20 protein-coding genes are annotated in these 23,359 nt (G+C 47.4%); 1 reads left to right on the forward strand and 19 read right to left on the reverse strand.

Going from position 1 to position 23,359, the window contains the following annotated elements:
• Positions 1-11 precede the first annotated feature (11 nt).
• The 16 genes from AC0VYE_RS21395 to AC0VYE_RS21470 form a co-directional block, all read right to left on the reverse strand.
• Positions 12-374, reverse strand: a complete 363-nt coding sequence (locus AC0VYE_RS21395; protein ID WP_076266894.1) for a diacylglycerol kinase family protein — start codon at positions 372-374, stop codon at positions 12-14.
• A complete protein-coding gene (gene ybeY, locus AC0VYE_RS21400) occupies positions 374-871 on the reverse strand; it encodes an rRNA maturation RNase YbeY (protein WP_076266893.1) in 498 nt (165 codons plus the stop codon). The genes AC0VYE_RS21395 and ybeY overlap by 1 nt, the downstream gene beginning before the upstream one ends.
• Positions 868-3,114 (reverse strand): HD family phosphohydrolase, encoded by a 2,247-nt coding sequence (locus AC0VYE_RS21405; RefSeq protein WP_076266892.1) that lies wholly within the window; start codon positions 3,112-3,114, stop codon positions 868-870. The genes ybeY and AC0VYE_RS21405 overlap by 4 nt, the downstream gene beginning before the upstream one ends.
• 17 nt (positions 3,115-3,131) lie before the next feature.
• A complete protein-coding gene (locus AC0VYE_RS21410; RefSeq protein ID WP_054026960.1) occupies positions 3,132-4,103 on the reverse strand; it encodes a PhoH family protein in 972 nt (323 codons plus the stop codon).
• A 6-nt stretch (positions 4,104-4,109) separates the two neighbouring features.
• Positions 4,110-5,303, reverse strand: coding sequence for a sporulation protein YqfD (gene yqfD / locus AC0VYE_RS21415; protein WP_083681718.1), 1,194 nt, complete (start codon positions 5,301-5,303; stop codon positions 4,110-4,112).
• Positions 5,304-5,357: 54 nt separating this feature from the next.
• On the reverse strand, positions 5,358-5,636 hold the full coding sequence (yqfC, locus tag AC0VYE_RS21420) for a sporulation protein YqfC (RefSeq protein WP_076266890.1): 279 nt from the start codon (positions 5,634-5,636) through the stop codon (positions 5,358-5,360).
• Between the two features lie 148 nt (positions 5,637-5,784).
• Positions 5,785-6,279: a hypothetical protein gene (locus tag AC0VYE_RS21425; RefSeq protein WP_475442823.1), complete on the reverse strand. Its 495-nt coding sequence runs from the start codon at positions 6,277-6,279 to the stop codon at positions 5,785-5,787.
• Positions 6,280-6,339: 60 nt separating this feature from the next.
• Positions 6,340-7,329, reverse strand: coding sequence for a flotillin-like protein FloA (gene floA / locus AC0VYE_RS21430; RefSeq protein ID WP_076266888.1), 990 nt, complete (start codon positions 7,327-7,329; stop codon positions 6,340-6,342).
• Positions 7,330-7,362: 33 nt separating this feature from the next.
• A complete protein-coding gene (locus AC0VYE_RS21435) occupies positions 7,363-8,736 on the reverse strand; it encodes an NfeD family protein (protein WP_475449678.1) in 1,374 nt (457 codons plus the stop codon).
• Positions 8,737-8,892: 156 nt separating this feature from the next.
• The gene (locus AC0VYE_RS21440) at positions 8,893-9,336 is read right to left on the reverse strand and encodes a GatB/YqeY domain-containing protein (protein ID WP_076266886.1); all 444 of its coding nucleotides are present in this window, start codon (positions 9,334-9,336) and stop codon (positions 8,893-8,895) included.
• A gap of 15 nt (positions 9,337-9,351) precedes the next feature.
• The gene (gene rpsU / locus AC0VYE_RS21445) at positions 9,352-9,525 is read right to left on the reverse strand and encodes a 30S ribosomal protein S21 (RefSeq protein ID WP_005547957.1); all 174 of its coding nucleotides are present in this window, start codon (positions 9,523-9,525) and stop codon (positions 9,352-9,354) included.
• 91 nt (positions 9,526-9,616) lie between these two features.
• Entirely contained in the window at positions 9,617-9,964 is a 348-nt protein-coding gene (locus AC0VYE_RS21450; RefSeq protein ID WP_076266885.1) for a histidine triad nucleotide-binding protein, read from the reverse strand.
• 127 nt (positions 9,965-10,091) lie between these two features.
• A complete protein-coding gene (locus tag AC0VYE_RS21455) occupies positions 10,092-10,706 on the reverse strand; it encodes a hypothetical protein (RefSeq protein WP_475442824.1) in 615 nt (204 codons plus the stop codon).
• 15 nt (positions 10,707-10,721) lie between these two features.
• The gene (addA, locus tag AC0VYE_RS21460; protein ID WP_475449680.1) at positions 10,722-14,573 is read right to left on the reverse strand and encodes a helicase-exonuclease AddAB subunit AddA; all 3,852 of its coding nucleotides are present in this window, start codon (positions 14,571-14,573) and stop codon (positions 10,722-10,724) included.
• 6 nt (positions 14,574-14,579) lie between these two features.
• Entirely contained in the window at positions 14,580-18,095 is a 3,516-nt protein-coding gene (gene addB, locus AC0VYE_RS21465) for a helicase-exonuclease AddAB subunit AddB (protein ID WP_475442825.1), read from the reverse strand.
• Between the two features lie 32 nt (positions 18,096-18,127).
• Positions 18,128-19,537, reverse strand: a complete 1,410-nt coding sequence (locus AC0VYE_RS21470) for a class I SAM-dependent rRNA methyltransferase (protein WP_475442826.1) — start codon at positions 19,535-19,537, stop codon at positions 18,128-18,130.
• 107 nt (positions 19,538-19,644) lie between these two features.
• On the opposite strand from AC0VYE_RS21470, the gene AC0VYE_RS21475 reads away from it, so the two are divergent.
• Positions 19,645-20,619, forward strand: coding sequence for a Na/Pi cotransporter family protein (locus AC0VYE_RS21475; RefSeq protein WP_475442827.1), 975 nt, complete (start codon positions 19,645-19,647; stop codon positions 20,617-20,619).
• A 2-nt stretch (positions 20,620-20,621) separates the two neighbouring features.
• Here the strand turns inward: AC0VYE_RS21475 and AC0VYE_RS21480 are convergent, their stop codons facing one another.
• From AC0VYE_RS21480 to AC0VYE_RS21490, 3 genes are all read right to left on the reverse strand, one after another.
• Positions 20,622-21,053 (reverse strand): NUDIX hydrolase, encoded by a 432-nt coding sequence (locus AC0VYE_RS21480; protein ID WP_076266880.1) that lies wholly within the window; start codon positions 21,051-21,053, stop codon positions 20,622-20,624.
• 115 nt (positions 21,054-21,168) lie between these two features.
• A complete protein-coding gene (mtaB, locus tag AC0VYE_RS21485; RefSeq protein ID WP_083681716.1) occupies positions 21,169-22,560 on the reverse strand; it encodes a tRNA (N(6)-L-threonylcarbamoyladenosine(37)-C(2))-methylthiotransferase MtaB in 1,392 nt (463 codons plus the stop codon).
• A 5-nt stretch (positions 22,561-22,565) separates the two neighbouring features.
• Positions 22,566-23,342, reverse strand: coding sequence for an RsmE family RNA methyltransferase (locus AC0VYE_RS21490; protein ID WP_475442828.1), 777 nt, complete (start codon positions 23,340-23,342; stop codon positions 22,566-22,568).
• Between the last annotated feature and the right edge of the window lie 17 nt (positions 23,343-23,359).

Genomic DNA, 23,359 nt, shown 5'->3' on the forward strand with positions numbered 1-23,359 from the left:
TTCCACGTTTTTTAATCCATTATTAAATGCCATAAGGGCGGCCCAAGTATGAGCAGCCCTATAATTGCAGAAATTGCAGCAGCAACTAACACCGCCCCAGCAGCAACATCCTTAGCAGCTTTAGCTACCGGATGAATATTGGGGCTTGCTAGATCAACTGCCTGTTCAATTGCCGTATTTATCATTTCAGCACTGATCACGAGGGCGATCGCCATTAAAATAATCGCCCATTCAAGCGGCTTAAGTGATAGCATAAATCCTAAACAGCACACCACAGCGGCGGCAATCGCGTGAAACCGCATATGACTTTGAGTCCGAAGAGCAAAACCTATGCCGGATATTGCAACTGCGAAACTAGATATAACTTTTCGCATTAACGAGTTAAGCCAGCCTGCTGCAAAATCGCTTCTTGCTTAGCGGTCATTTCGGCTTCGGTTTGATCATCCTGATGATCGTAACCTATCAAATGCAAAAAACCATGTACAAACAAAAAGCCGATTTCACGTTCCAAGGAATGACCGTACTCCTCGCTTTGAGCAAGAGCCGTATCCACGCTTATTATAATATCGCCAAGCATGCCTGAGATCGGGTCCTTCTCATCCTCGCTGTCCACTTCAAAAATAATATCGAGCTCATCTACGCCATCTTCTTGCATAGCGAATGACAATACATCGGTTGGACGATCAATTCCGCGATATTCACGATTTAACTGATGAATTTCCTCATCGTTTGTGAATGTTAAAGATACCTCACCATCGGAAATGCCTTCCGCTTCACCAGCCAATTGCAGCAACTGCTCTATTTTTGTAATCCAATCCTCGGGTATTTCCAGCTTTTCCTGCTCATTGCTCCAACCGAGTTGCAAGCTCATGCCAAACGCTCCTTTGTTTTCACATCATCCGGATATTCAATACGTGAATGGAAGATGCCAATTACGCTTTCCTTTAGTGAATGCGCAATTTTGTCCAGCTCCTTCAACGTCAAATCACATTCATTGTATTGATTGTCATCCAGCCTGCTTTTAATAATTTTGTTAATCATGGCTTCTACCTGTTCTACTGTCGGGTTGCGAAGGCTGCGAACCGCTGCTTCCACGCAATCAGCAATGCCAACAACAGCCGCTTCCTTTGACTGTGCCTTCGGACCAGGATACCTAAAATCATCTTCCGTAAACGCAGGTTCGACACCTTGTTCTTCCGCTTGTTTTATCGCTTTGTAATAAAAGAATTTAAGCGATGTTGTCCCATGGTGCTGCTCTGCAATATCGCGGATAGGCTTAGGGATATTATGCCCTTTAAGCATATCGACTCCGTCTCTCGCATGAGCAACAATGATTGATTTGCTTAACTTAGGATCAATCGTATCATGCGGATTTTCAATATTGGATTGGTTTTCGATAAAATAATTCGGTCGCTTCGTCTTCCCAATATCGTGGTAAAACGAGCCAACCCGGCATAATAAGCCGTCTGCCCCAATTGATTCTGCTGCCGCCTCTGACAAATTGCCCACCATTACGCTATGGTGATAGGTTCCCGGCGTTTCAGTCAACAGCTTGCGAAGCAGCGGGTGATTGGGATTCGAAAGCTCTACAAGCTTAAGCGCAGATAAAATGCCGAATGTAACTTCAAAGAACGGCATCAAGCCAATGACGAGCACCGCAGTAATCAAACCGCTAGCAAACGCAAAAGCTACGGAGTAGATAAAATGAGCCCGTTCCAGCTGTTCAGACAGCAGCAAAATGGATAAAACTGACAAGGAGCCAAATAAGCTCACCATTATTCCGGCCTTCAATATTGTTGATCGCTGACTCGCTCTATGAATCGAGAAGATGGCAGCAAACGAAACGACAATAATGACAAAGCCGTACTGGAAATCAAAAATTTGATGCTGGCTCGTGTTCAATATAATACTGCCCATTATTGCAAATATTATGGAGCTGATCATGGCTAGATGCATATCTAACAGCAATGTAATCAGCATCGTCCCGAGAGCAGCAGGAGCCAAATAACCCGCATAAGGGGCAGCATCCGTCTGCGTCAACGAAGTAATCTCCATCGTAATAATATTGATCAGAAAGATGAGCCACAACATCAAAAGTGAAGAGTTGTTATATTTGGGCTTAATCCCATTGATACTTCCAGACTGATGCAAATACGCGTAAATGACGACGATAAACATCACAGACATGATGAGCAATCCGAACTGCGGCCAATAAGTCTTACGATCCTGCAGCAGCGAAGAATCAACGAGCAGCTTGTACAATTCAGGAGTAATCGTCTGACCGCGTTTCACGATCAGCTCACCTTCTTTAATTACGACAGGCGGCGTGTTTTGCTTAGCCTGCACTTTAGCCTCATCCGTCGCTTCCTTATCCAGAAACTTGTTTGGCATGATGGCGAATCTTGCAAGCTCCTGTACAATTTCTCTGCTTGTCCGGCTTGATAGCGAGCTTGCATTAACAAGTTCCGCAACCTGTGTTCGAGCGGTTTCCGCATCACGAAGCTGCTCTACTGTCAGTTTACGCACAATATCCCGAGCTACATCGCGCATCTCGGTTAGCGTTTCTGCTGTTAGATTAGGCATCTTGTAAAAGGTTTCTTCCGGAATGGTGTATTGCTGCTCCTTCGCAATAAGCGCCATTTCCTCAAGCAGCGTGTTGTTATACGTGCCACGGCCCTTATTCAGCTTAACAAAGGTATCAATATACTCCGAATAACGGCCTGGAATTTCATTGCGATAAATATCAATTTTATTTTGCAAGGTTACTTGATCGTCCTGATTCAGCTGCTCTATTCGAACAAAGATTTGGTCGACAAGCACCTCGTTGCGTAGCGGTACTATCGAATAGATGACATCGACCTTCTCAGCTGCATCCTCTTCCGCTTGTCTAGTCGCCTTCTCGTCTTTAATTTGGAAGGGCGCTTTGATATCCTTCTCGCTTACAGCGCCCTCCTGAATATCATAGGTTTCAGGAACGAGATGCGGAGCTAAGCTGAAATAGAACAGCAGCACAAACATCAACATCAGCACCCAGCGAACGGCTGCACTCTGCTTCCAACCCGCCGTTTTGGACGGCCGCAAGTTCCCTTGTTTTCCGGTCTGGTTTTGGTTCATGCAGCAGACATCCCTTTCTAGGCTTTGTTTTCAGCATCCCAGTTGTAGGCAACAATAATCTTTTGAACGAGCGAATGACGAACGACGTCCTGCTCTGAGAAAAGGATGATGCCAATTTCCTCTATGTCTCTCAGAATCCGCTGAGCTTCAATTAAGCCGGAGTTTTTGCCCCGCGGCAAATCGATTTGCGTAACGTCTCCCGTTATAACCATTTTAGAACTAAATCCTAGTCTAGTTAGGAACATTTTCATTTGCTCAGGCGTCGTATTTTGTGCTTCATCCAAAATAATAAACGCATCGTCAAGCGTTCTGCCGCGCATATATGCAAGCGGGGCAATTTCAATCATACCGCGCTCGAGCGCTTTGACCGTCTGGTCAGGTCCAAGCACATCATGCAGCGCATCATACAAAGGGCGAAGATAAGGATCAACCTTCTCCTGCAAATCACCTGGCAAAAAGCCGAGATTTTCTCCCGCTTCTACGGCAGGTCTCGTAAGTACAATTCTTTTTACCGAGCCTTCCTTCAAAGCAGCGACAGCGAGCACAACGGCCAAATATGTCTTACCTGTTCCGGCTGGGCCTATCCCAAACACGATATCCTTCTTGCGAATTGTCTTCACATAATGGCGTTGACCGATCGTCTTTACCCGAATCGGCTTACCACGGAAGGTAGTTGTAATTTCTTTCTTAAACAAGTCCAACAGCTCTTCTGCCTGCATCGATCTGGCGAGCTCAAGTGCATATGCAACATCGCGCTCTGATGGCTTATAGCCCCCGCGAACGAGCTGTAAGAGCACATTGTATAGTTGTTCTAACGAATCAACCTCTTCTACAGGACCTGATATGACAATTTCCGCTTCACGCGATGTAATCGAAGACTCTACTTGCGCTTGAATAAGACGTAAAAAATTATCCTGTGGTCCGAATACTCCAAGTCCTTCCGCTGCGTTGCCGAGCGGTATCTTTACTACTTTCGTTTCAATTTGCAACAATCCTCATTCTCCCTGCATATGGACTAGTGGCATTTCCTTAACGATAGATTGCTCGACTTCAAAAAGAACTTTCATATAAACTTTACCATTGTCCGCCTTTTCATGCAAAACAATTTCATCGCGGATGACTGCATCGCTGCCTGTTTTAAGCAGCAATTTGGCTTTAGCCTGCAGAATGCCGACGTTCTTCGCTTCTTCTTCGGTAAGCGTGCGGTCTTCCATACGGGTTTCCATAATGGTCTCCTTCATTCTACCAATTGGCAGCGACCAATTGCGCCAGGAAACCTTCTCTTCGTGCTTAATTGATTCGGATTTTCCAAAAGCAGAATCACCATACCCGCTAAGCTGAAGCGCTCTTGAGCCGATGACAGCAAACCATTTCGTCTCTTTATCTCCAGTATACACCTTAACCTGTTGAACAAGCGGTGAAGAAATTTCAAATTCGTACCAAACAAGCCCACGAACATTGCCCTTGGCAACGACAGTACGCGAATTCATTTCTCCCCCAATCGTTCCCGAGATCAAAATTTGGTCTTTTTTCACCTTCGTATTTTTTCGAACGACAGGCCGTCCCGCCTCCGCAATAATCTCAGTAACAACAGCATCATCAGATGCGACCAAATGTCGAGGTGTATTCAAGGATGCCTTATCCGGTATGGTTGATTCAACCACTTGAATAATAACCTTTGTCCCCTTTTTCTCCACACCAACCCAAGTTGAGCCTGGAAGCTTGCGAACAAGCTGCTTGGACAGCACATCAGCATCGGTTAAACGGAATGACCATTGCATAGGATATAAGCCTTCCTCTTTGGCTGCAGCCCTTATTTGATCCTCCGTCAGCTTGACATTGCCTTGCACTTCGATGCTCCAAACAAGCGAGGAGAGCATAAAGATAATCGCAAAAAACAACACGATGCCCGCCGCAAACAGCTTTCTGCGCTCTGCTTTGACCAGCAGAAAAGGCAATCCTTTGCGCTTCGTAACATGAACACGACAGCCTGTCTCTTTTAAATACGGACGAAGGCCAAAAAAATCACTGATTGACAGCTCACATTCAAGCAAGCCGCTGCTTGTCCATCTGATGGAAGACAGCTGCAAGCCGCCAGCCAGCGCTCGGTTGACGAGCTGCTCAGGTTGTCCCCCCCGAATATGAATGGTGACCATACCCTTTAACCAATTTGCACCTTGTCCGCTCACGTCCATTCCCCTCCATTACCTCAGCTATTAATAAAGAAAATCGCTTTATCTATTTCATGGAATCAATTGAATATTCGTAATTTGTCCCTCAATAAACACTTCTTCCGTCCAAATCGTGCGGATAACTAGAGAGCTTCCCGTAACCTCCAACTGGCCTTTGCTAAGCGCGAGTCTCAGTCGCTCACTAGAGAAATGAACAACACCACGATGGTTCTCGATATATAATTGGCAGTCTCCAATCATTGTTAATCGCGGCAAATCAAATACGACATCATGCGGCATATCAAGCAGCTCTGCTGTCATTTTGCGAAATCTCTTTTTTATGTGGCGCATGTACGATTCTTTGCCTCCTTCAAGGTTTGCTACAAGTAAAGCAAAGGAATGGCGATTTTCATGTACTGTACCAAAATATGCGAACCGCTCGATAATTATGGCTCCAAAATAAAAAAACCGCCTAAGCGCAGCGCTTAGGCGGTTAAATTTATTTCCGAAAAGGTTTTTTCGAGCGCGGCGGTCCTAATACTTCGGCCCAAATAACTGCTTTCCGCAAATCATTGGATCGAATGGATGCTGCATTGATGCTCTGGCTTCCATAATTGCGCTGTGCTGCAGCCTGTGCTGTTTCTTTGTTAGCTGCTGCTCTTTGAAGCGCGCGCTGCTGAGAAGCTGTTTGCGGCGCTTCTGCGCTCTCTCTGCTAGAACGCGTCGAATTCATATCAGAAGAACGCTCAACTTCAGTTATAGAGCGGTATACCGTTCCTCCAGCTGCCTGCTGCGATTGCGGCTGCGGGCGCTCTACCTCTCGCTCCTGTTCTCCGGACTGCGGGAACAATGTTCGCGGCAGTCCTCCGCCGCCAAAGTCAGGCATTTGTCCAGGCTTCTTCTTCGCGCCGGATTTGCCGAATACCGAAGCCAGCGCACCCAATATAACGACTACGATAAATATGTTATTCATCAGAAATTCTATAATCTTCAACTTGCCTTCACCTCCAAGGCTCAGTTACGTTGATCCAACCAAATAACTGGGCCATCGACTTTATCGGCCGTCTTTAATGTCTGTAGAACTGTCCTGCTTGCCGATAGAGCTGCGCATATGGGTATCCGCTTCGATGTTTTTCAAGTTCATATAGTCCATAACGCCAATTTTCCCGCTTCTAAGCGCTTCAGCCATGGCAAGTGGAACTTGTGATTCCGACTCTACTACGCGCGCTTCCATCTCAACGACTTTTGCTTTCATTTCCTGTTCGTGAGCAACGGCCATCGCACGGCGCTCCTCGGCTTTTGCTTGAGCGATTTTTTTGTCCGCTTCCGCTTGTTCCGTTTGAAGATGTGCACCAATGTTTTTGCCTACATCAACGTCCGCGATATCGATCGACAATATTTCAAACGCTGTACCTGCGTCAAGCCCTTTGCCAAGCACAGTGCGAGAGATCATGTCCGGATTTTCCAAAACGTCTTTATGTGAGCCAGCAGAACCTACAGTCGTTACAATCCCTTCACCAACACGAGCAATGATAGTTTCTTCACCCGCACCACCGACTAGGCGTTCAATGTTGGCACGAACCGTAACACGAGCTTTTACTTTCACTTCAATACCATCCTTCGCAACCGCAGCTACGATTGGTGTTTCAATGACGCGCGGATTAACGCTCATTTGTACGGCTTGCAATACATCACGACCAGCCAAATCGATAGCCGCCGCACGTTCGAATATAAGTGGAATGTTCGCACGTTGTGCTGCAATCAACGCATTGACAACCCGATCGACGTTACCGCCTGCCAAGAAGTGACTCTCAAGCTGGTTTATGTTAAGTCCCAGCCCTGCTTTTGTTGCCTTAATTAACGGGTTGACGATTCTGCTTGGTACGACGCGGCGAAGACGCATGGCAACGAGCGTAATAATTCCAACTCTAACGCCCGATGCTAATGCAGATACCCACAGCATAATCGGGAAAAAGCTTAAGAATACGGACAGTACGATAATAACAACGACAGCTAAAATTAAAAAAGATACGATAGGATCCATTTGTTCAAACCTCCATTTGTATATTCGTTTTCTCTATTTTGTTACTTCTTTGACAACGACCCAAGTACCTTCCGCTTTAATGACGGTCACCGTGCGGTTCGTATCGATAAACTCTCCAGAGGTAACGACATCAATTCGCTTGTCATTAATAACAATTGTTCCTGCCGGTCTCAGCGGAGTAATTGTTGTCCCTTGCAATCCGAGCAGTGAATCCTTTATATCCGCAGAAACAAAACCTTGCTCCGTTGTCAGCTTCTCGCGCAATATAAATTTGTTCCAGATACCTCTGGATTTGTTCATTCTAATAAAAATAACGATTAGAATGGTGGCTACAACTAGCGCAATAACGATCGATATGAAAGCCGTCATTGGGTCTGAAGCAGCGGTAACGACTCCTGCTACCAACGCAGCACTGCCGAGCAAGCCCAAAATCCCAAAGCTTGGTACAAACACCTCGATTATGAGCAAGGCTATTCCAATTACGAACAGCACGACTGACTCCATTCCGGCAAATCCAGCAACATAGTGGCCAAAGAAATAAAGGGCAAACGATAATATTCCGACAACGCCCGGTACTCCAAAGCCTGGAATGATCATTTCAATAACGATACCTGCAATGCCAAGTATGAGCAAAATCGTCATAACGATTGGATTGAGCAGCCATCTAGCTACATTTTCCGCAAGTGACGGAACAACCTCGATTTGTGTTCTGCCTTCCAAGCCCAGCCATTTGACTGCTTCATCCACGTTCGCTGCTGTATGCTCAGAGTATCCGACTTTCTCAGCTTCACTTGCTGACAGGGTAAGAATTTCTCCCTTCAGCTTATCTCTGCCAAGCTTGTCTTTCAGCTCCACCATTGCATTCGGATCCGCCATAGCGACAGCGATATTCTTATCGCGACCCTGCAATCCTGCAGACTCGCTCATTTCAGAGGTCCAAAAGGAAATCGTTTTGGGATTATCCTCTAAAGTTCCCGAGCCGTTCACCACTGCAGCTGCACCTATCGTGCTGCCTGGCTGCATAATAATATTGTCAGCATTCAAAGCAATATAAGTGCCTGCTGATACTGCTTTCCCCTCAACAAAAGCCGTAGTAGGAATAGCGCTCTCCCTTATAAGATGACCAATTTCCTCTGCGTTTACGACTTTGCCGCCAAGCGTATTAATAACGAGAATCACATGCTCAGCTTTTGCTTCCTCAGCTTCTTTAAAGGCTCTCTCCAAAAAGGATTGAAGCCCCGATTCCACCGTTTGTTTGACGGGAATCACATACACTGCTGGGCCAACTTCATTTGCTGCCTTTGCTTTCTCCCCCGGTGAACCAAATAATGCTGCAAGCGTCACCATTAACACCGCTGCGATCAATGCGATTGGAGTGGCGGACATACTTCTTCGCCATCGATTCATGTGCAAGAAGGTTCCTCCTTTTTTTCGTGTTTGCTTTCTACTACGTTTGACAAATGAAAACGTTTCAGGCAGCCTTCTCCATATCATACCATTTACATTTGAAACGTACAAAAAAACACCCCCGTTAAGGGGTGTTTTGTGAGTCCGTATGTTTAGTTAGTTGAGATGTTGCTGAACGAGCTGATTTACTAGTTTACCGTCAGCGCGTCCTTTTGTTTTAGGCAAAAGGGCACTCATAACTTTTCCCATATCGGCTTTGGAAGAAGCACCGAGTTCATGGATGGTCTGCGTTACTATCTCTTGAATCTCTTCTTCAGTCAGCTGTTCGGGAAGGTATTGACTAATAATTTCAATTTCGACCACAAGACCCGCTACTAAATCATCGCGGCTGGCTTTTTTAAATTCTTGGAGGGAATCTTTACGTTGTTTGATTTCGCGACTCAATATATCAAGCACTTCGTTATCGTCCAATGGACGCTTGAGATCGATTTCCAAGTTTTTCACTGACGCGCGCATCATACGAATAACGGAAAGTTTAAACTTGTCCTGATTCTTCATGGCTTGCTTCATATCATCGGTCAATCTTTCGCTCAGGTTCATTATGGAAGGATCCTCCTAAAACTTTCTCTTGCGCGCAGCCTCAGACTTCTTCTTGCGCTTTACACTTGGCTTTTCATAATGCTTGCGTTTTTTCACCTCAGCTAGAACACCATCTTTAGCGATGGAACGTTTAAAGCGGCGAAGCGCAGCATCAATAGTTTCGTTTTTGCGAACTTTAGTTTCAGACACCAGTTTTCCCTCCCTCCGAAACAGACCGTCCAGAGCTATAACACGGTTTATCAAATTTCATTATATGTCAAACCAAAAGGCAGTGTCAACTTTAGATATCTACAACCCGAGAAGAAAGTTTCGTTCCCCCCAATACATGGATATGCAGATGATAAACAAGCTGTCCTCCGTCGGCATTAACATTGTTGACCAGTCGATAGCCTGACTCCGCAATTCCTTGTTCCTTTGCGATTTGACGAGCTACCGCGAACATCTCGGCTATGACCTCGTCATCTTCATCGGTAACATCATTCATCGTTGCGATATGCTTCTTAGGAATGATAAGAATATGTACAGGAGCAGCTGGCTGTATATCGTGGAATGCGAGAATTCTGTCATTCTCAAATACCTTCTTCGACGGTATTGCACCCTCGATTAATTTACAGAAAATACAGTCCATAGGTTTCACCCCCTATTCGCTTTCCTTACCATATCATACCGAAATTTTAGCCGCTCGTCCAATCATTAAAGATAACCCGCAAAAACTTCATAGGCGCTCTTCCAAAATAGCGACAGAATCCAAGCTGCTACTTCGAAATCTCAGCTGATTTTTCCTTCATTACAGCCTGCATCTGTTCAACAAGCTCTACCCATTCAAGCCCGCTGGACAATCGAATAATTGCAATGCGGCTCTCCCCGATATTGGCATTAAAACCACTCATAATACCTGATATGGTTTGAAACACGTTTTTTAATCCCTGAATGTACGCGGCATCGGTTTCGTTCAAAGCACCATCATAGTGACCAATCGTTTGCAAGCCTTTATCGACATCAGTTATATAGGCTGAGGTAAGGTCTTTATTGATTTTTTCCGGCTCTGCGATCACGCTTGCTGCTTCTGCAGTAAATTCCACCATAGCATGGCCGCTCGCAGCTGCTTGACCTGAAAGAAATGCAATGGCATACCGTTCGTCCAAAGTTTTACTTTGAAGCAAAGCATCCAGCTGCGGAAGCATTTTTTCTATATAATCTTTAGAACCAATCGCTGCTTTAAATATTTTTTGACCTTTTACATAATTGTTTTCTTGTTTATTTTGTAAAAATTGCGAGTACAAAAAAACATTGCCGATTAAGCTAAATACAAGAATAACGAGAGTTATCGGCAGCGCGATAGAGCGTTTGCCCGTTTGCTGTGGTTCCAACTTCACAGCCTCCTTTTAGATTTGGTTTGTTCTCTTAAGGTGAACGGATTGACCCCCGTCAAAGAAAAAGACATGGCTCTCATCCACTTTTCTCCCTAGAACAGATTCGATTGCTTCGGCATACAGCTCCAGCTGGAAACGATGCCGCTCCGCTGCTTCCACCCATTGCTCCTTATAAATGCGATCCGTCTTATAATCGAGCAGTACGACGCCAGCAGCATCCTCGAATAAACAGTCTATTACCCCTTGAATCAATATCGGCTCATCTAGATCTGAATTCGGATAAACACGTTTAGCAGGGAACATGCAGCTGAACGGAACCTCTCTTCGCACCCAGTCAGCGTTTAACAACCGCTGTCCCAGCTCGCTTCGGAAAAAAGCTGCGACGTTCGGCAAATCGATTACCTCCGATTGCTTTACTGTTAATAGGCGCCGTTCAATCATATGATCAAGCGTTTGTTTTAGCATCGGTTCATCTATTTCCTCTGTGAGGGAGACAAGCTGCATAAGCAAATGATTAACAGAGCCCTTCTCAGCTGCTGTAAGCGACTTTTCCTCCATAAAGGCTGGACGGCGCAGTCGGAACGTATACGATGCTTCTGGAGCAGCTGCAGCTTCTTGAAGATGTGTATTCGCCTGATGCTGATTCAGCTCGTCGAATGGAACAGCATCCTCCTGCTCCTCCGAATACAGCCTCTTCATTTCCGTAACCGATGTTTTGGCAGCGAGTGCCGCCGCTTCTTGATGCGGATAATGCCATTCCAACCGCTCACGCAGCTCATCATCTGCTTCTACATGCTCAAGAAGCGAAAGTGAAGTAACCGCTTGAAGCCGTTCTTCCTTGTCCTGGTCCTGCAGCTCCGTCTCTGACGCTGCTGCAGCTTCAGTACCGAATATAGAAGCAGAAACAACACCAGCATGCCAGTTCGGAGCATTGTGGTCAGTCAGCTGACTGTCATTGATTTGCCTAGCCGCAAGCGGACCTAGCCAATCGATAAACGAGCGTGCGGCAGCAACCCGGAAATCAGACATTTTACCTGAAACATCGACGGAAGAAAGCCATCGCTTAAGCTTAGCTTCGGCATCCGCTACAGTCGCGACGAGAAACATTTTTTCCTTTGGCCGGGTTAACGCAACATACAAAATACGCATTTCCTCTGCTAGCATTTCTTTACGCATGGCTCTTCGGATAGCCAGATAAGGAAGTGTAGGATAACTAATACGAAGAGCAGGATCAACAAAACGAGGCCCGAAACCGAGCTCTTTGTGTTTCAAGAAGGCACTTCGCACATCCTGCTGATTGAACAGCTTGCCTAGACCTGCTACGAATACAACCGGAAACTCAAGCCCTTTGCTCTTATGAATGGACATGATGCGAACGACATCCTCTTGTTCGCCGAGCGCTCTTGCAGTACCCAAGTCACCGCCGCTATCGCGCATACGTTCGATAAATCTTAGAAATCGAAACAAACCGCGGAACGAGGTCGCTTCATACTGCCGAGCCCGGTCATGCAGCGCACGCAAATTCGCTTGACGCTGCGTCCCTCCCGGCAAGCCGCCTACAAAATCGTAATACCCGGTCTCGCGGTAAATTTCCCATAGCAAATTAGCAAGCGAGCCCTGCCTTGCTTCCTCACGCCAGCGATCCAAGCTGTCCAAGAAAAGCGAAAGCTTCCTGCGCGTGTCCTCATCCATAAACAAATCGCCTGCTGCTTGAAGAACCGCATCATAATACGTTGATTTCGCAGATTGGATGCGTATTCTTGCAAGTTCCTCACCGTTTAATGCAAATAATGGCGATCGCAATGCAGCCGCAAGCGGAATATCCTGATACGGATTATCGATAACTCTTAACAAGGAAAGCATCGTCTCGACTTCCGTCGCTTCAAAATAGCCGCTGCTCAGCTCCGCATACGCAGGAATACCGCTTCCTTGCAGCTCCTCAATGATAATTGGCGCCCACTGCTGAGTTGCCCTTAACAAGATAACGACATCCCGCCATTGCATAGGCCGATTCTCACGCCGTTTACCATCATAAACCTGGAATCCGCTGTCGATAAGAGATTGCAGCTGCTGAGCGATCCAGCGCGCCTCTAACTGCGCCGTCTTTAGCTCGGAAGCTGATTCGAGAAGCGTTCCATTTTCTCCCTGTTCGCCCTCAATCTGTCCCTCTGACGAATCTGAGTTATCGGCATCCGCTGTCTCTTCTTCATCTGCATCCGCTTTATTCAATACGGCAAACTCAACTTGACAACGATCGGCTGGCACTGGATCCGGGTAGGTAGCGCCACACACGAGTTCTGCTCGCTCATCGTAATCCATCTCGGCCACAGTCTCGCGCATGATGGCGCGGAAAACCGCATTCACGCCATCAACAACTTCCGATCGACTGCGAAAGTTGCGCGCCAAATCGATGCGCAGAGCGTCAGATTCCTCTGTTTCCGATCGCTTGTTCATCTCATGACGAGACAGATACGATTTATATTTTTGCAAAAACAGCTTCGGCTCAGCAAGGCGGAAGCCATATATGCTTTGCTTAACATCGCCAACCATAAACCGGTTGCCAGCACCTGGCCGTTCAATTAACGAAACGATTGCTTCCTGCACCATATTCGTATCCTGATATTCATCCAGCAATATTTCATCGAATTGCTGCTGGAATTCAATCGCTGCAATCGAAGACAGCATTTGTTCAGGTGTAGAAGACGGATCACGCAAAATTCGTAAGCAGTAATGCTCCAAATCACCAAAATCGAGCATCCCTTTCGCGCGTTTAGCCGCTTCATAGCCTTGACCAAATTCGATAACGAGCTCGGATAACGCCTTCATCAGTGGAGCAAGCTCCTGAAGCTCTTCCAAAAACTGCTCCGCAGTTCTGCCAAATAACTCATCAGAAAGTGAAGTGATCAGCTTCTTTGCTTGATCGCGCAGCTCCTTCGCCTGCTCCTGAAGGGACTTGTCATATTCATCGCCGCGCATCGCCTTCAGCTTGCCGAATTCGATGGACTGAAAAGGCGCTATCCAACTTTCCCAGGGCATGGAATGTACCATCTCTGAGAGATTGTTGATGATTTGCAAATCATCATCAAAGGTAACCGCATAAGGTGCTGGGCCCGCAGGTTGTCGCGATAGCTCTAAAGCTTGGTGCAGCAGCGAGCTTGCTCCTTCTAAAGCCATCTCAATATCGGCTATTAAACTAACAACCCACGTACTGTTTTGCAGCGCTGCGACATCCGCGATATTAAAGGCATCTGCGGTTTGCCTAAGCCAATATTCAGGCCATGGATGGCTTTGCGCAAAGTCGAACAATTGTTGAACCAGAAGGTACAAAGGCTCATCGCCGCGCTCACCGCCATAACGATCAGCAAGCCTTAGAAAAGCGCCATTATCGCCTGCCCCTTCATACTTTTGCTCAAATAGCTGATCGAGAACGTCAAGGCGCATTAGCTCGCTTTCAGTCTCGTTTGCAATACGAAAGCCAGGATCAAGCCCGATTAACGGATAGTAACGCCTAATGACGTCCATACAAAACGAGTGTAATGTCGTAATCGACGCTCTATTCATTAGGGCCAGTTGCCTTCGCAAATGCTCCGAATCAGGTTGCTTTTCCAATTCAAGCTCTAAAGCGTTTCGAATCCTATCCTTCATTTCCGCTGCAGCCGCCTTCGTAAAGGTTGCAACGAGCAGACGGTCAACATCGGCGTTCGCTGATATTTTACGGATGATTCGCTCAACGAGAACGGCTGTTTTGCCAGAACCCGCTGCAGCAGCTACAAGGATGTTCGAGCCGCTTGTAACGATTGCATCCCATTGATCATCGGTCCATGTACTATTTTCCGGCTTGGGCGAATCCTTTGCAGTGTGCATCATCCATTACTCCCCCTCTAGCTGCTGCCATATATGTTCCTTTGAAGGTTTGCTCAGCTTCCTATACTCATTTCCGTCGAACTGAGCATCAAACTGACAAACCGCTTTATAATCGCAATACTGACAAGGTGTTTTTGTTCCGATACGATAAGGCTCAATAGAAACATCACCCGACTGTATCGAGCTGCCAATTCGGCTGATTGTATTTCTGACAGAATGGCGGAGCACGTCCCATTGTTCATTCGAGACGACCGAAGAGCTGCTATAAAAGCTTCCATCCCGCTTCAAAGCAACGGGCAGCAGCTCTGAATAGCCAGTTTCAAGCTCATCGTCCATCAGTCTAACGGTTTCCGAATCAGCCGTAACCAGTCCACGCATTTTGAATCGCTTTAAGAGCTGACCGCTTGCTTCTGCAGGGCTAATGCTGTTGGTCAGCGCCAGAATTGGATTATGCACATGAAAATAAAGAACACCGGCCGGAGAAGCAGGTCGACCAAGCCATGCCGATGCATGTGTAACCAGTACATCCAAATAAGTCAGCATCTGCAGGGAAAGCCCATGGGCAACTTCTTCAAGTCTAAGATGCGTCGAGCTCGATTTGTAATCAAGCACGCGCAGCAGCAGACCTTCCTCCGTTTCTGCAGCATCAACACGGTCGATCCTGCCGATAATCTCTATCTCACCGCCCGCCTCAAGCGGAATGCGGAGTGCCGGCAGCTTCCCATCAGGGCCAAAATCGACCTCGGTGCCTACGGGATGGAATTGCGCCCTTCGCGCATGTTCACCAAGCATAAGCGCTGCTTGGCCAACAATTTCCTTCAGCTTGCGAGCGATATATTGAAAACGACTGCTGCTTAACAAAATTTGTGATTGCAGCTTAGGAACCAAATCATCGACCGTTTGCGAGACGACCGCCTTAAGCTCCGCTTCCGATGTTTTCCCCCAGCGTCCTCCAAAGCTCGTCGCCACCTTACTTAAAGCAGCGTGAAACAATTGACCAACATCAGGGGCATCCAGCCGGTAAAGCTTTCTTTCCCGCAGCTTTAGGCCGTGTATGGCAAAATGCTGAAATGGACACGATACGAAGCGTTCCATGCGCGATACGCTAACTTGCAGCCTCGCTCCATAAAGCTCGCGCGCTGTATCCTTAGAAAGGAACTGCTCTTGGTTCTCATAAGTTAAGGAGCTTGTCAGCAGCTGAAGCTTCTGCTGCCACTCCGGACGAACCGCGTACCAATTGTATAGATCCCACCAGAAAGGCGCAATAACTGCTCCCTGCTGCCACTTCCGAATAGCTCCGATCAAATAAGACATCGTTCGCTGCGGCTGCGATACGAACTTTCTTTGCTCGGACAATGGCAAGCTTGGCGATGGCTCTGCCGCGATACTTTGAACGGCTATGCCCGGGAACAACTGACGGACATGCCTTACAATCTCTGAAGGCAGCAAGCTTTTCCCTTCCTCGTCGGCTTGTGCCCAGCTAAGCCATAAATGCTTGCTTGGCGTGGTCAATGCGTTATAGATCATAAATCGCTCATCAAGCAGGCGCCTGCGCACACCTGGGGCCATTACGATTCCATCATCAGCCAAACGTTCCCGCTCCGATTCGGTAAGAATGCCGTCTTCTTTCACACGCATCGGCATGATGCCATCATTTGCGCCCAATACATAACATACATGTATATGCCCCGACCGCGTTCGGTCCATGCTGCCGATCAATACTTGATCAAGCGCTGGCGGTACCGCAGCAAGCTTCAAGCTGTCAAGCCCCGCCTCAATCATGCCGGCGAACAATTCTGGCGTTACGGTCTGTTTTCCAGCCAGTTCAGCTAATTGATCCAAAAGCTGCATGACACTGTCCCAAAGCTGCTTATGGCTTCTTGCTCTTTGTGTTTTTCCAGCCCCAGTTTCTTGAATGCTCCAGCGCTCGAGCTTGTCTGCTGCTTCGGATTCATCTAACAAACGATATAATGCCTCGCACATCCCTTGAACATTTTCGGCCTTGTTCAGTGCATCAGAGAAGCGGCGAAGAGGAGGAACAACAACCTCTCTGGCAGCAAGTACGATATTGAATTCACGCTGCGCCTTTTCGCTGATTTTGGTCTCTATATCCTCGTCATCATCAAGCGACACAGGAACTAACGGATGCCACCGCTTATGGTCAAGCCATTTCCAGCCATCAATACCAGCAGCGAGCGCATAGTTTTCCAGCATATCGAACCAATCTCTAGGCAAACTTCCGTCAACCTTGAACAACATCTCCGTCTTAATGCAGCGGAACACCGCATCGTATCGCCAGCCAAACAAGACGGTTTCAAGCGCAGACCGAATAAACTCAATCAATGGATGATGGACAGCCTTCTCCTTCTGATCGACAAAATAAGGAATGCCGTAATCAGCAAAGACTAGTCCGATATAGTCGGTATAATCCTCCGCATTACGTACCATAACCGCAATATCCCGCCAGCGCAGCCCTTCTTTACGTGCTCTGCGAACGATATCGCGTGCAACGGCCTCAACCTCGGCACGCCGATTCGCAGCAGCATGCAGCGACAAGCCGCACCGTGCATCTTCTGCGTCCAATATCGTTTTGTCAGCAATAAGCATCGGTATTCTCTCGCTATAATGCTTCTCAAGATGAGCAAGCATTGGACTGCTTTTAAACCGAACAGGAGGAATTTCGTCTAGCAATATGGGAGAATCGACCTCAACCTCATATTGAGCAGCCAGCTCCATCAGCTTATTATAGGTTTCGGCTGTTGGATGAAACAGATCCAGTTCATGCGGCAGCTCGCCTATTCCATAAGTTCTGTTTAGTGTAAGTGTGACCGTCACCTGAGCGGATGAACCGATCAACGTTCCTAGCGCTTCATATTCCGTTGGCGTAAATCCATAAAATCCATCCACCCATATATGCGCGCCATTCATAGCAGAGGCATTAGCAAAACCATTTTGCAAATAACGCAAATAATCCTCGGCGTCAATATACATGCCCGCGAGTTCCTGCTCCATCTGACTATATATGAGCTGCAAATCATGCAGCTTGCGCTTTAGCAATGTTGATTGGCCTGCTTCTGCCTTAGAAGCGTCTTGCTTGTCCTGTAAGAGCTCGGAATCTATTCCGTACCTTTTCCACTCTGTTAACAGCTCTGCAAGCCTATCGATGAATCCAGGCTGTTCCGCACCGTTTTGAAACAACTCAAGCTGCTTTCCTAGCCGATGTACGATCTTGTAGAGAAGCATATGCTTCCCCGTATCGTTAATCGGAACGAGCGCCGTTCCGCCCGTCTCCTGCATGACCCGAAAGGCAAGGCGCCGAAAGCTAAGCGCCTGCGCCCTGATAGTCCCGTTTATTTCACCGCTCTGCAGCAGCGCATATTCGGTTTGAAAAGTAGCCTGTTCCGGTACAAGCATGACGAGCGGCGGTCCGTCCGGTTGACCTTGCAGTTGCTTTCTTATTTCATTCAAGCAATAGGATGTTTTTCCGGCTCCCGAACGCCCGATGACAAAGCGAAGCGACATGTGCAACTCTCCCGTCTATTCGTTTAAATCAATTATTTGCTTCGTACTTCAAATATTGCGAATTTCAAGTAATGTCCTTCATTCACGCCGAGCAGCTGAGGATGATCCTTGCCTGCCGCGCGCCATTCAACCAAACGAAGAAGCTTGCCTGCATCTACAGCCGCTTCTTGGATCGTTTCCAGAAACAGCTCAGGACGCATATGATACGAGCAGCTTGCCGTAACTAAATATCCGCCTTCATTCACAAGCTTTAAGCCTTGTAAATTGATATCTTTGTAGCCGCGGCATGCGCCTGCTACAGCGCTCTTCGTTTTTGCAAATGCCGGCGGATCAAGAATAACAACATCCCAGGTCCGTCCCGCTCCGCCTTCCATCTTCTTAGACGTATCTACGCCGCCAAGCGCACGCTGTTTTCTCTCGTCTAGCCCTTTCACTTGAACGCGCAAATAATCGAAAGCGTCTGCGACAACAAACTCGACCCGATCGGAGTAACCGTTGCGCTCAACGTTGCGTTTTGCGGTTTCGATGGCGTGCTCCGAAACATCCAAGCATGTTACTTTCTTGGCGCCATATTTACAAGCATGCAGTGTGAAGCTTCCTGTATGGGCAAAACATTCAAGCACCGATGCACCATCCCAGAAAGGAAAAGCAACCACTTTGCCATTCGCGTTAACTGGCACTAAATCGGAAGCACCAGCTGATTTACTAACAGAACTGGACTCGGTTGGAATAGAGCCTGATTCCAGTGCTTCACGCTCTACGAGATGAATGCCGCTCCGGCCTCCCCAGCCTTTCATAAGCGGAGCAATGGCAGCTCGATTTTCACGTTGATCGAAGAAATAGCCTGTTTTCTGGCCTTCAACAATATCAACCTCAAGCTTCAAGCCATTTTCCTCAATTTCAATAATGGATGGGCAATCGCCGTAAAGCACGCCTGTCCGCTCTTCCAATCCTTCAAGCACTCGGACACCTACATCACTGCGCTCATAGATGCCGACAGGCTGAAATACGTCAATCAACGCCTCAATCAGCGCTTCTCTTCTTACATCCATCCCAAGAGTCAAAAGCTGAAGCACCAGCACATTGTTGAAACGGTCTACAACAAGCCCAGGAAGAAAATCCGCTTCCCCGTAAACTAAGCGGCAATCGGCATCCGGAACGAAGCGACGGCGATGCTCCTGACACTGCCGAAGGCGATCACGGAAAAAGCCTGCATCCATCGCAGCGATTGGTGTATGTGCAACGATTCTTACTGTAATTTGTGATTTTGGATTCCAATAGCCTGTTGCTAAATAACGTCCTTGATGGTTAACCACATCAACCAAATCACCCGGCTGCGCATCGCCTTCCAAACGATCAATTTCTGTCGCATAGACCCATGGATGTCCTTGCTCCAGCCTCTTTTTCCTTGCTTTTAGAAGAAATATTTTTGGATTGCTCACGTTTATCTCGCTTCCCCTCATTGGACTTGCTAGTCATGCTTGTCTTGCTTGCAGCATATGTATATTTACGAATCAAAAATTGAAATAAATAATAAGGAGTCCAAACCATGGTTCAGACTATACTCATTCCAATGCTGCTTGGGTTTTCTGTTTTCATGTGCGGCATGAAGCTGATGGAGCTGGCGCTGCATCGATTAGCCGGCCCCTATTTGACCGGAATCCTCAAACGATCAACTGCAACCCCGATTCACGGACTAGCAATCGGAACGGTCACGACTGCTTTTCTACAAAGCAGCACAGCCGTAACGGTTATCGCCATTGGAATGGTCAATGCCGGCTTGCTTACATTCCCGCGAACACTAGGCATAATACTCGGTACGAATATTGGCACCTGCATAACGACAGAGCTAATCGGTCTAAATTTAAATAAACTGGCCGTTCCCTTGCTCATCCTCTCGATCGGAATGTGGCTGTTAACGGCTTTACTAGGAGAATTACGTCTGTTTCCTGTTGTTCGGAATGCGCGCTGGCTTCCAGCAGTTCGTTCGACCTCTGTCGTGCTGTGCGGCTTCGCTCTGCTCCTTACTGGCATGACGATGATGCAAGGCGTAGGCTCCGCCGTCCATGACAGCCCCATGTTCAGCTGGTTTCTTGGAAAAGCAAATGAGAGCTTATGGTGGGGGCTCGCAGCGGGTGCGCTTCTTACAGCTGCTGTTCATAGCAGCGCAGCCGTTATTGGTATCATTATGGGTTTCGTATCTATAGGCGCAATGCCCATTGAACTTGGTATCGCCGTCGTTCTCGGCGCTAACATCGGGACTTGTGCGACAGCATTGTTAGCCTCTATTGGCGGGACTAAGGCCGGACAGTATGTGGCATGGTCGCATGTCATCTTAAACGCTGGAGGCGCATTGCTATTTATGCCGTTCATAGGTGAGCTTGCGACGATATCGGAATGGATATCCTCGTCTGCAGCAGGGCAAATCGCTCATACGCAAACAATTTTCAACATTCTAAGCTCATTGATCGCTCTGCCATTTTGTTATCTGCCCACATTTAGGCGCCTTGATCCCGTTACTTAGCACTAATCCGTTTGCAAACCAAGCAGCTGGAATGCTCCTGCAACGATGCGATGATTGTTATCGTATCCGGATTGCTTTTGACGTCTCCAAGCTTCCCCAGGCTCAAACCAATCGACCCCGCGGATCTCTTCTACTTGCGCATGCAGAGATCCTCCAACAGCCTCAACTAAATAATAATGAACCTCTTTATCGACCATCCCGAAGGCTTCATGCTCATATTTATATTTAATTTGATCAATCGGAGCGATGATCACCCCTTCAAGACCTGTTTCTTCGACGATTTCACGCAAAGCGGTTTGTTCAATCGTTTCGCCAGGCTCCATTTTTCCTTTTGGCAGCGAAACTTTTCCGTAACGATCCTGAATGAGCTGGATTTGCAGTTTTCCTTCCTCGGTGCGGCGATAAACGACACCGCCTGCTGAAATTTCCTTCATGTCCGTTTCCCCCTTGCAGCATTAAACAGATTGTATATGCAGCAAAGGATTCCTCCATCTTTTCCACAAAAGGAATCGATAAGCAAAGGAATCCCCGCATTTTGTCAAGCTATAGCTAGGCTCTTATCGCTTCCGGACGCTCCAGCACGAAGGTGTGCTGCTCCATGCCGCTCACTGCGGCAGGATGATCTTCCATCACGCGAACAAGCTTGGCGCGACATTCGTTGACGCCTGCTTCCGTGATTTTCACTCGGCAAAGCTTGCCGATCAGCGATTCTGTGCCGTCGAATACGACCTGGATATAGTTATCCGTATAGCCCATAACAAGTCCAGTACCCGGGGCACCCTTGTAATCGCGCTCTGGGATAACATCGAGAACATGGCCAACGTACTGCTCTGCGTACGCTAGCTGCATTTTCTCAGACAAATCAATTAGCTTATGCACGCGCTCATTTTTCACTTCTTCATCCACTTGCTCGTCCATTCGAGCAGCAGGCGTACCTGTCCGTTTCGAATAAGGGAACACATGCATTTCAGCAAATTTCAAATCTTCCATGAAGCGGAAGCCCTCTTCGAACATTTCTTCCGTTTCTCCAGGGAAACCGACAATAACGTCCGTTGTAATGGCAACGCCAGGCATTGCCTCGTGCAATCTTTTAATTTTTGCTGCGAATTCTGCAGTCGTATATTTACGGCGCATCCGCTTTAATACGGAGTCTTCACCTGCTTGGAGTGGAATATGCAGATGGCGGCACATTTTGCTGGAACGGTTCAACACATCAATCATCGCATCGTCGATTTGACTTGCTTCGATCGAACTAATTCGAATGCGCTCAAGTCCCTCTACCTTGTCCAAGTCCCATAGCAGACTTGTTAAATTGTAATTTTCCATATCATCGCCATATCCGCCAGTGTGAATGCCCGTCAACACAATTTCCTTGTAGCCGGATGCAACGAGCTGTCTAGCTTGCTCTAGCACGCTTTCTGAAGCACGGCTGCGAGATAAACCGCGTGACCATGGAATAATACAAAACGTACAGAAGTTGTTGCAGCCCTCTTGAATTTTTAAGAAAGCACGCGTCCGCTCCGAGAAGTCCGGTACATTCAGTTCCTCAAAGTCGCGAGTCTTCATGATGTTGCGGACGGCGTTAACCGGCTGACGATCATCGTGAATTTGATTCACAAACGTCATAATTTTCTCCCGGTCCTGTGTCCCGATGACAAGATCAACGCCTTCAATAGCCATAATCTCTGCTGGAGAGGTCTGAGCGTAACAGCCCGTGACCGCAATGACAGCATCGGGGTTGCGTCGAACAGCCCGTCTAATAATTTGACGGCTCTTCTTGTCTCCCGTATTGGTTACCGTACATGTATTAATTAAGTAAACATCAGCAGTCGATTCGAAATCGACCTGTTCATAACCTTCGTTTTTAAATAGCTGCCATATCGCTTCTGTATCATAGAAGTTTACTTTGCAGCCCAGCGTATAAAATGCGACTGTTGGCATAGTTGTTACGCTCCTCCCATTTCTCCGGATTCATATAATAAGCAGGTTAATCCTACGATGCCCGCTGTTTCCGTTCGTAATATTCTTCTGCCTAGTCCAACCAGTACAGCACCAGCTGCTTCTGCCTCGTCCGCTTCACGATCCGTGAAGCCGCCCTCAGAACCAATAATGAGCAGCATTTTCGGCGAGCTCACTTCGCCTTCTTGTTCGGTCCATTCGTTAATCGCTGTGCGAACGCCTCTGCCATGGGCAAGATGTCCTTCACGCTCATAACAAAATAAAACCAAATCGTAATTGGACATAGACTTTATGAGCTCACGCCAGCTATGCAGCGGCTCAATCGCCGGAACACGGTTGCGATGTGCCTGCTCTGCCGCTTCCTTCGCAATTTTACTCCAACGCTCTATGCGCTTTGCTTCCTTCTTTGCATCATATTGAACGACCATGCGCTCGGACTGAAAGGGAACAAATGCATAAGCACCGATCTCAGTTCCTTTCTGTATCACAAGCTCCATTTTGTCGCCCTTAGGCAAGCTCTGAGCGAGCGTTATTGCCCATTTCGGCTCACTATCATTGCCTAGCATCTCAACAATTTCTGCTGTTACGAGTGTTGCAGATGCTTCAAGCACAGCGACAAGCGCCGTGCGCGACTCCCCATCGCTGACAATAAACTTATCGCCTGGCTTCGTGCGCATTACCCTTGCGGCGTGATGCGCATCGTCGCCGATAAGGCGGATTTCAGAGTCGCTAAATTGCTCCGCCGCTATGAAATATCGTTGCATGATCTTTTTCCAACCAC

This window comes from Pristimantibacillus sp. Z349TD_6 (assembly GCF_056173205.1).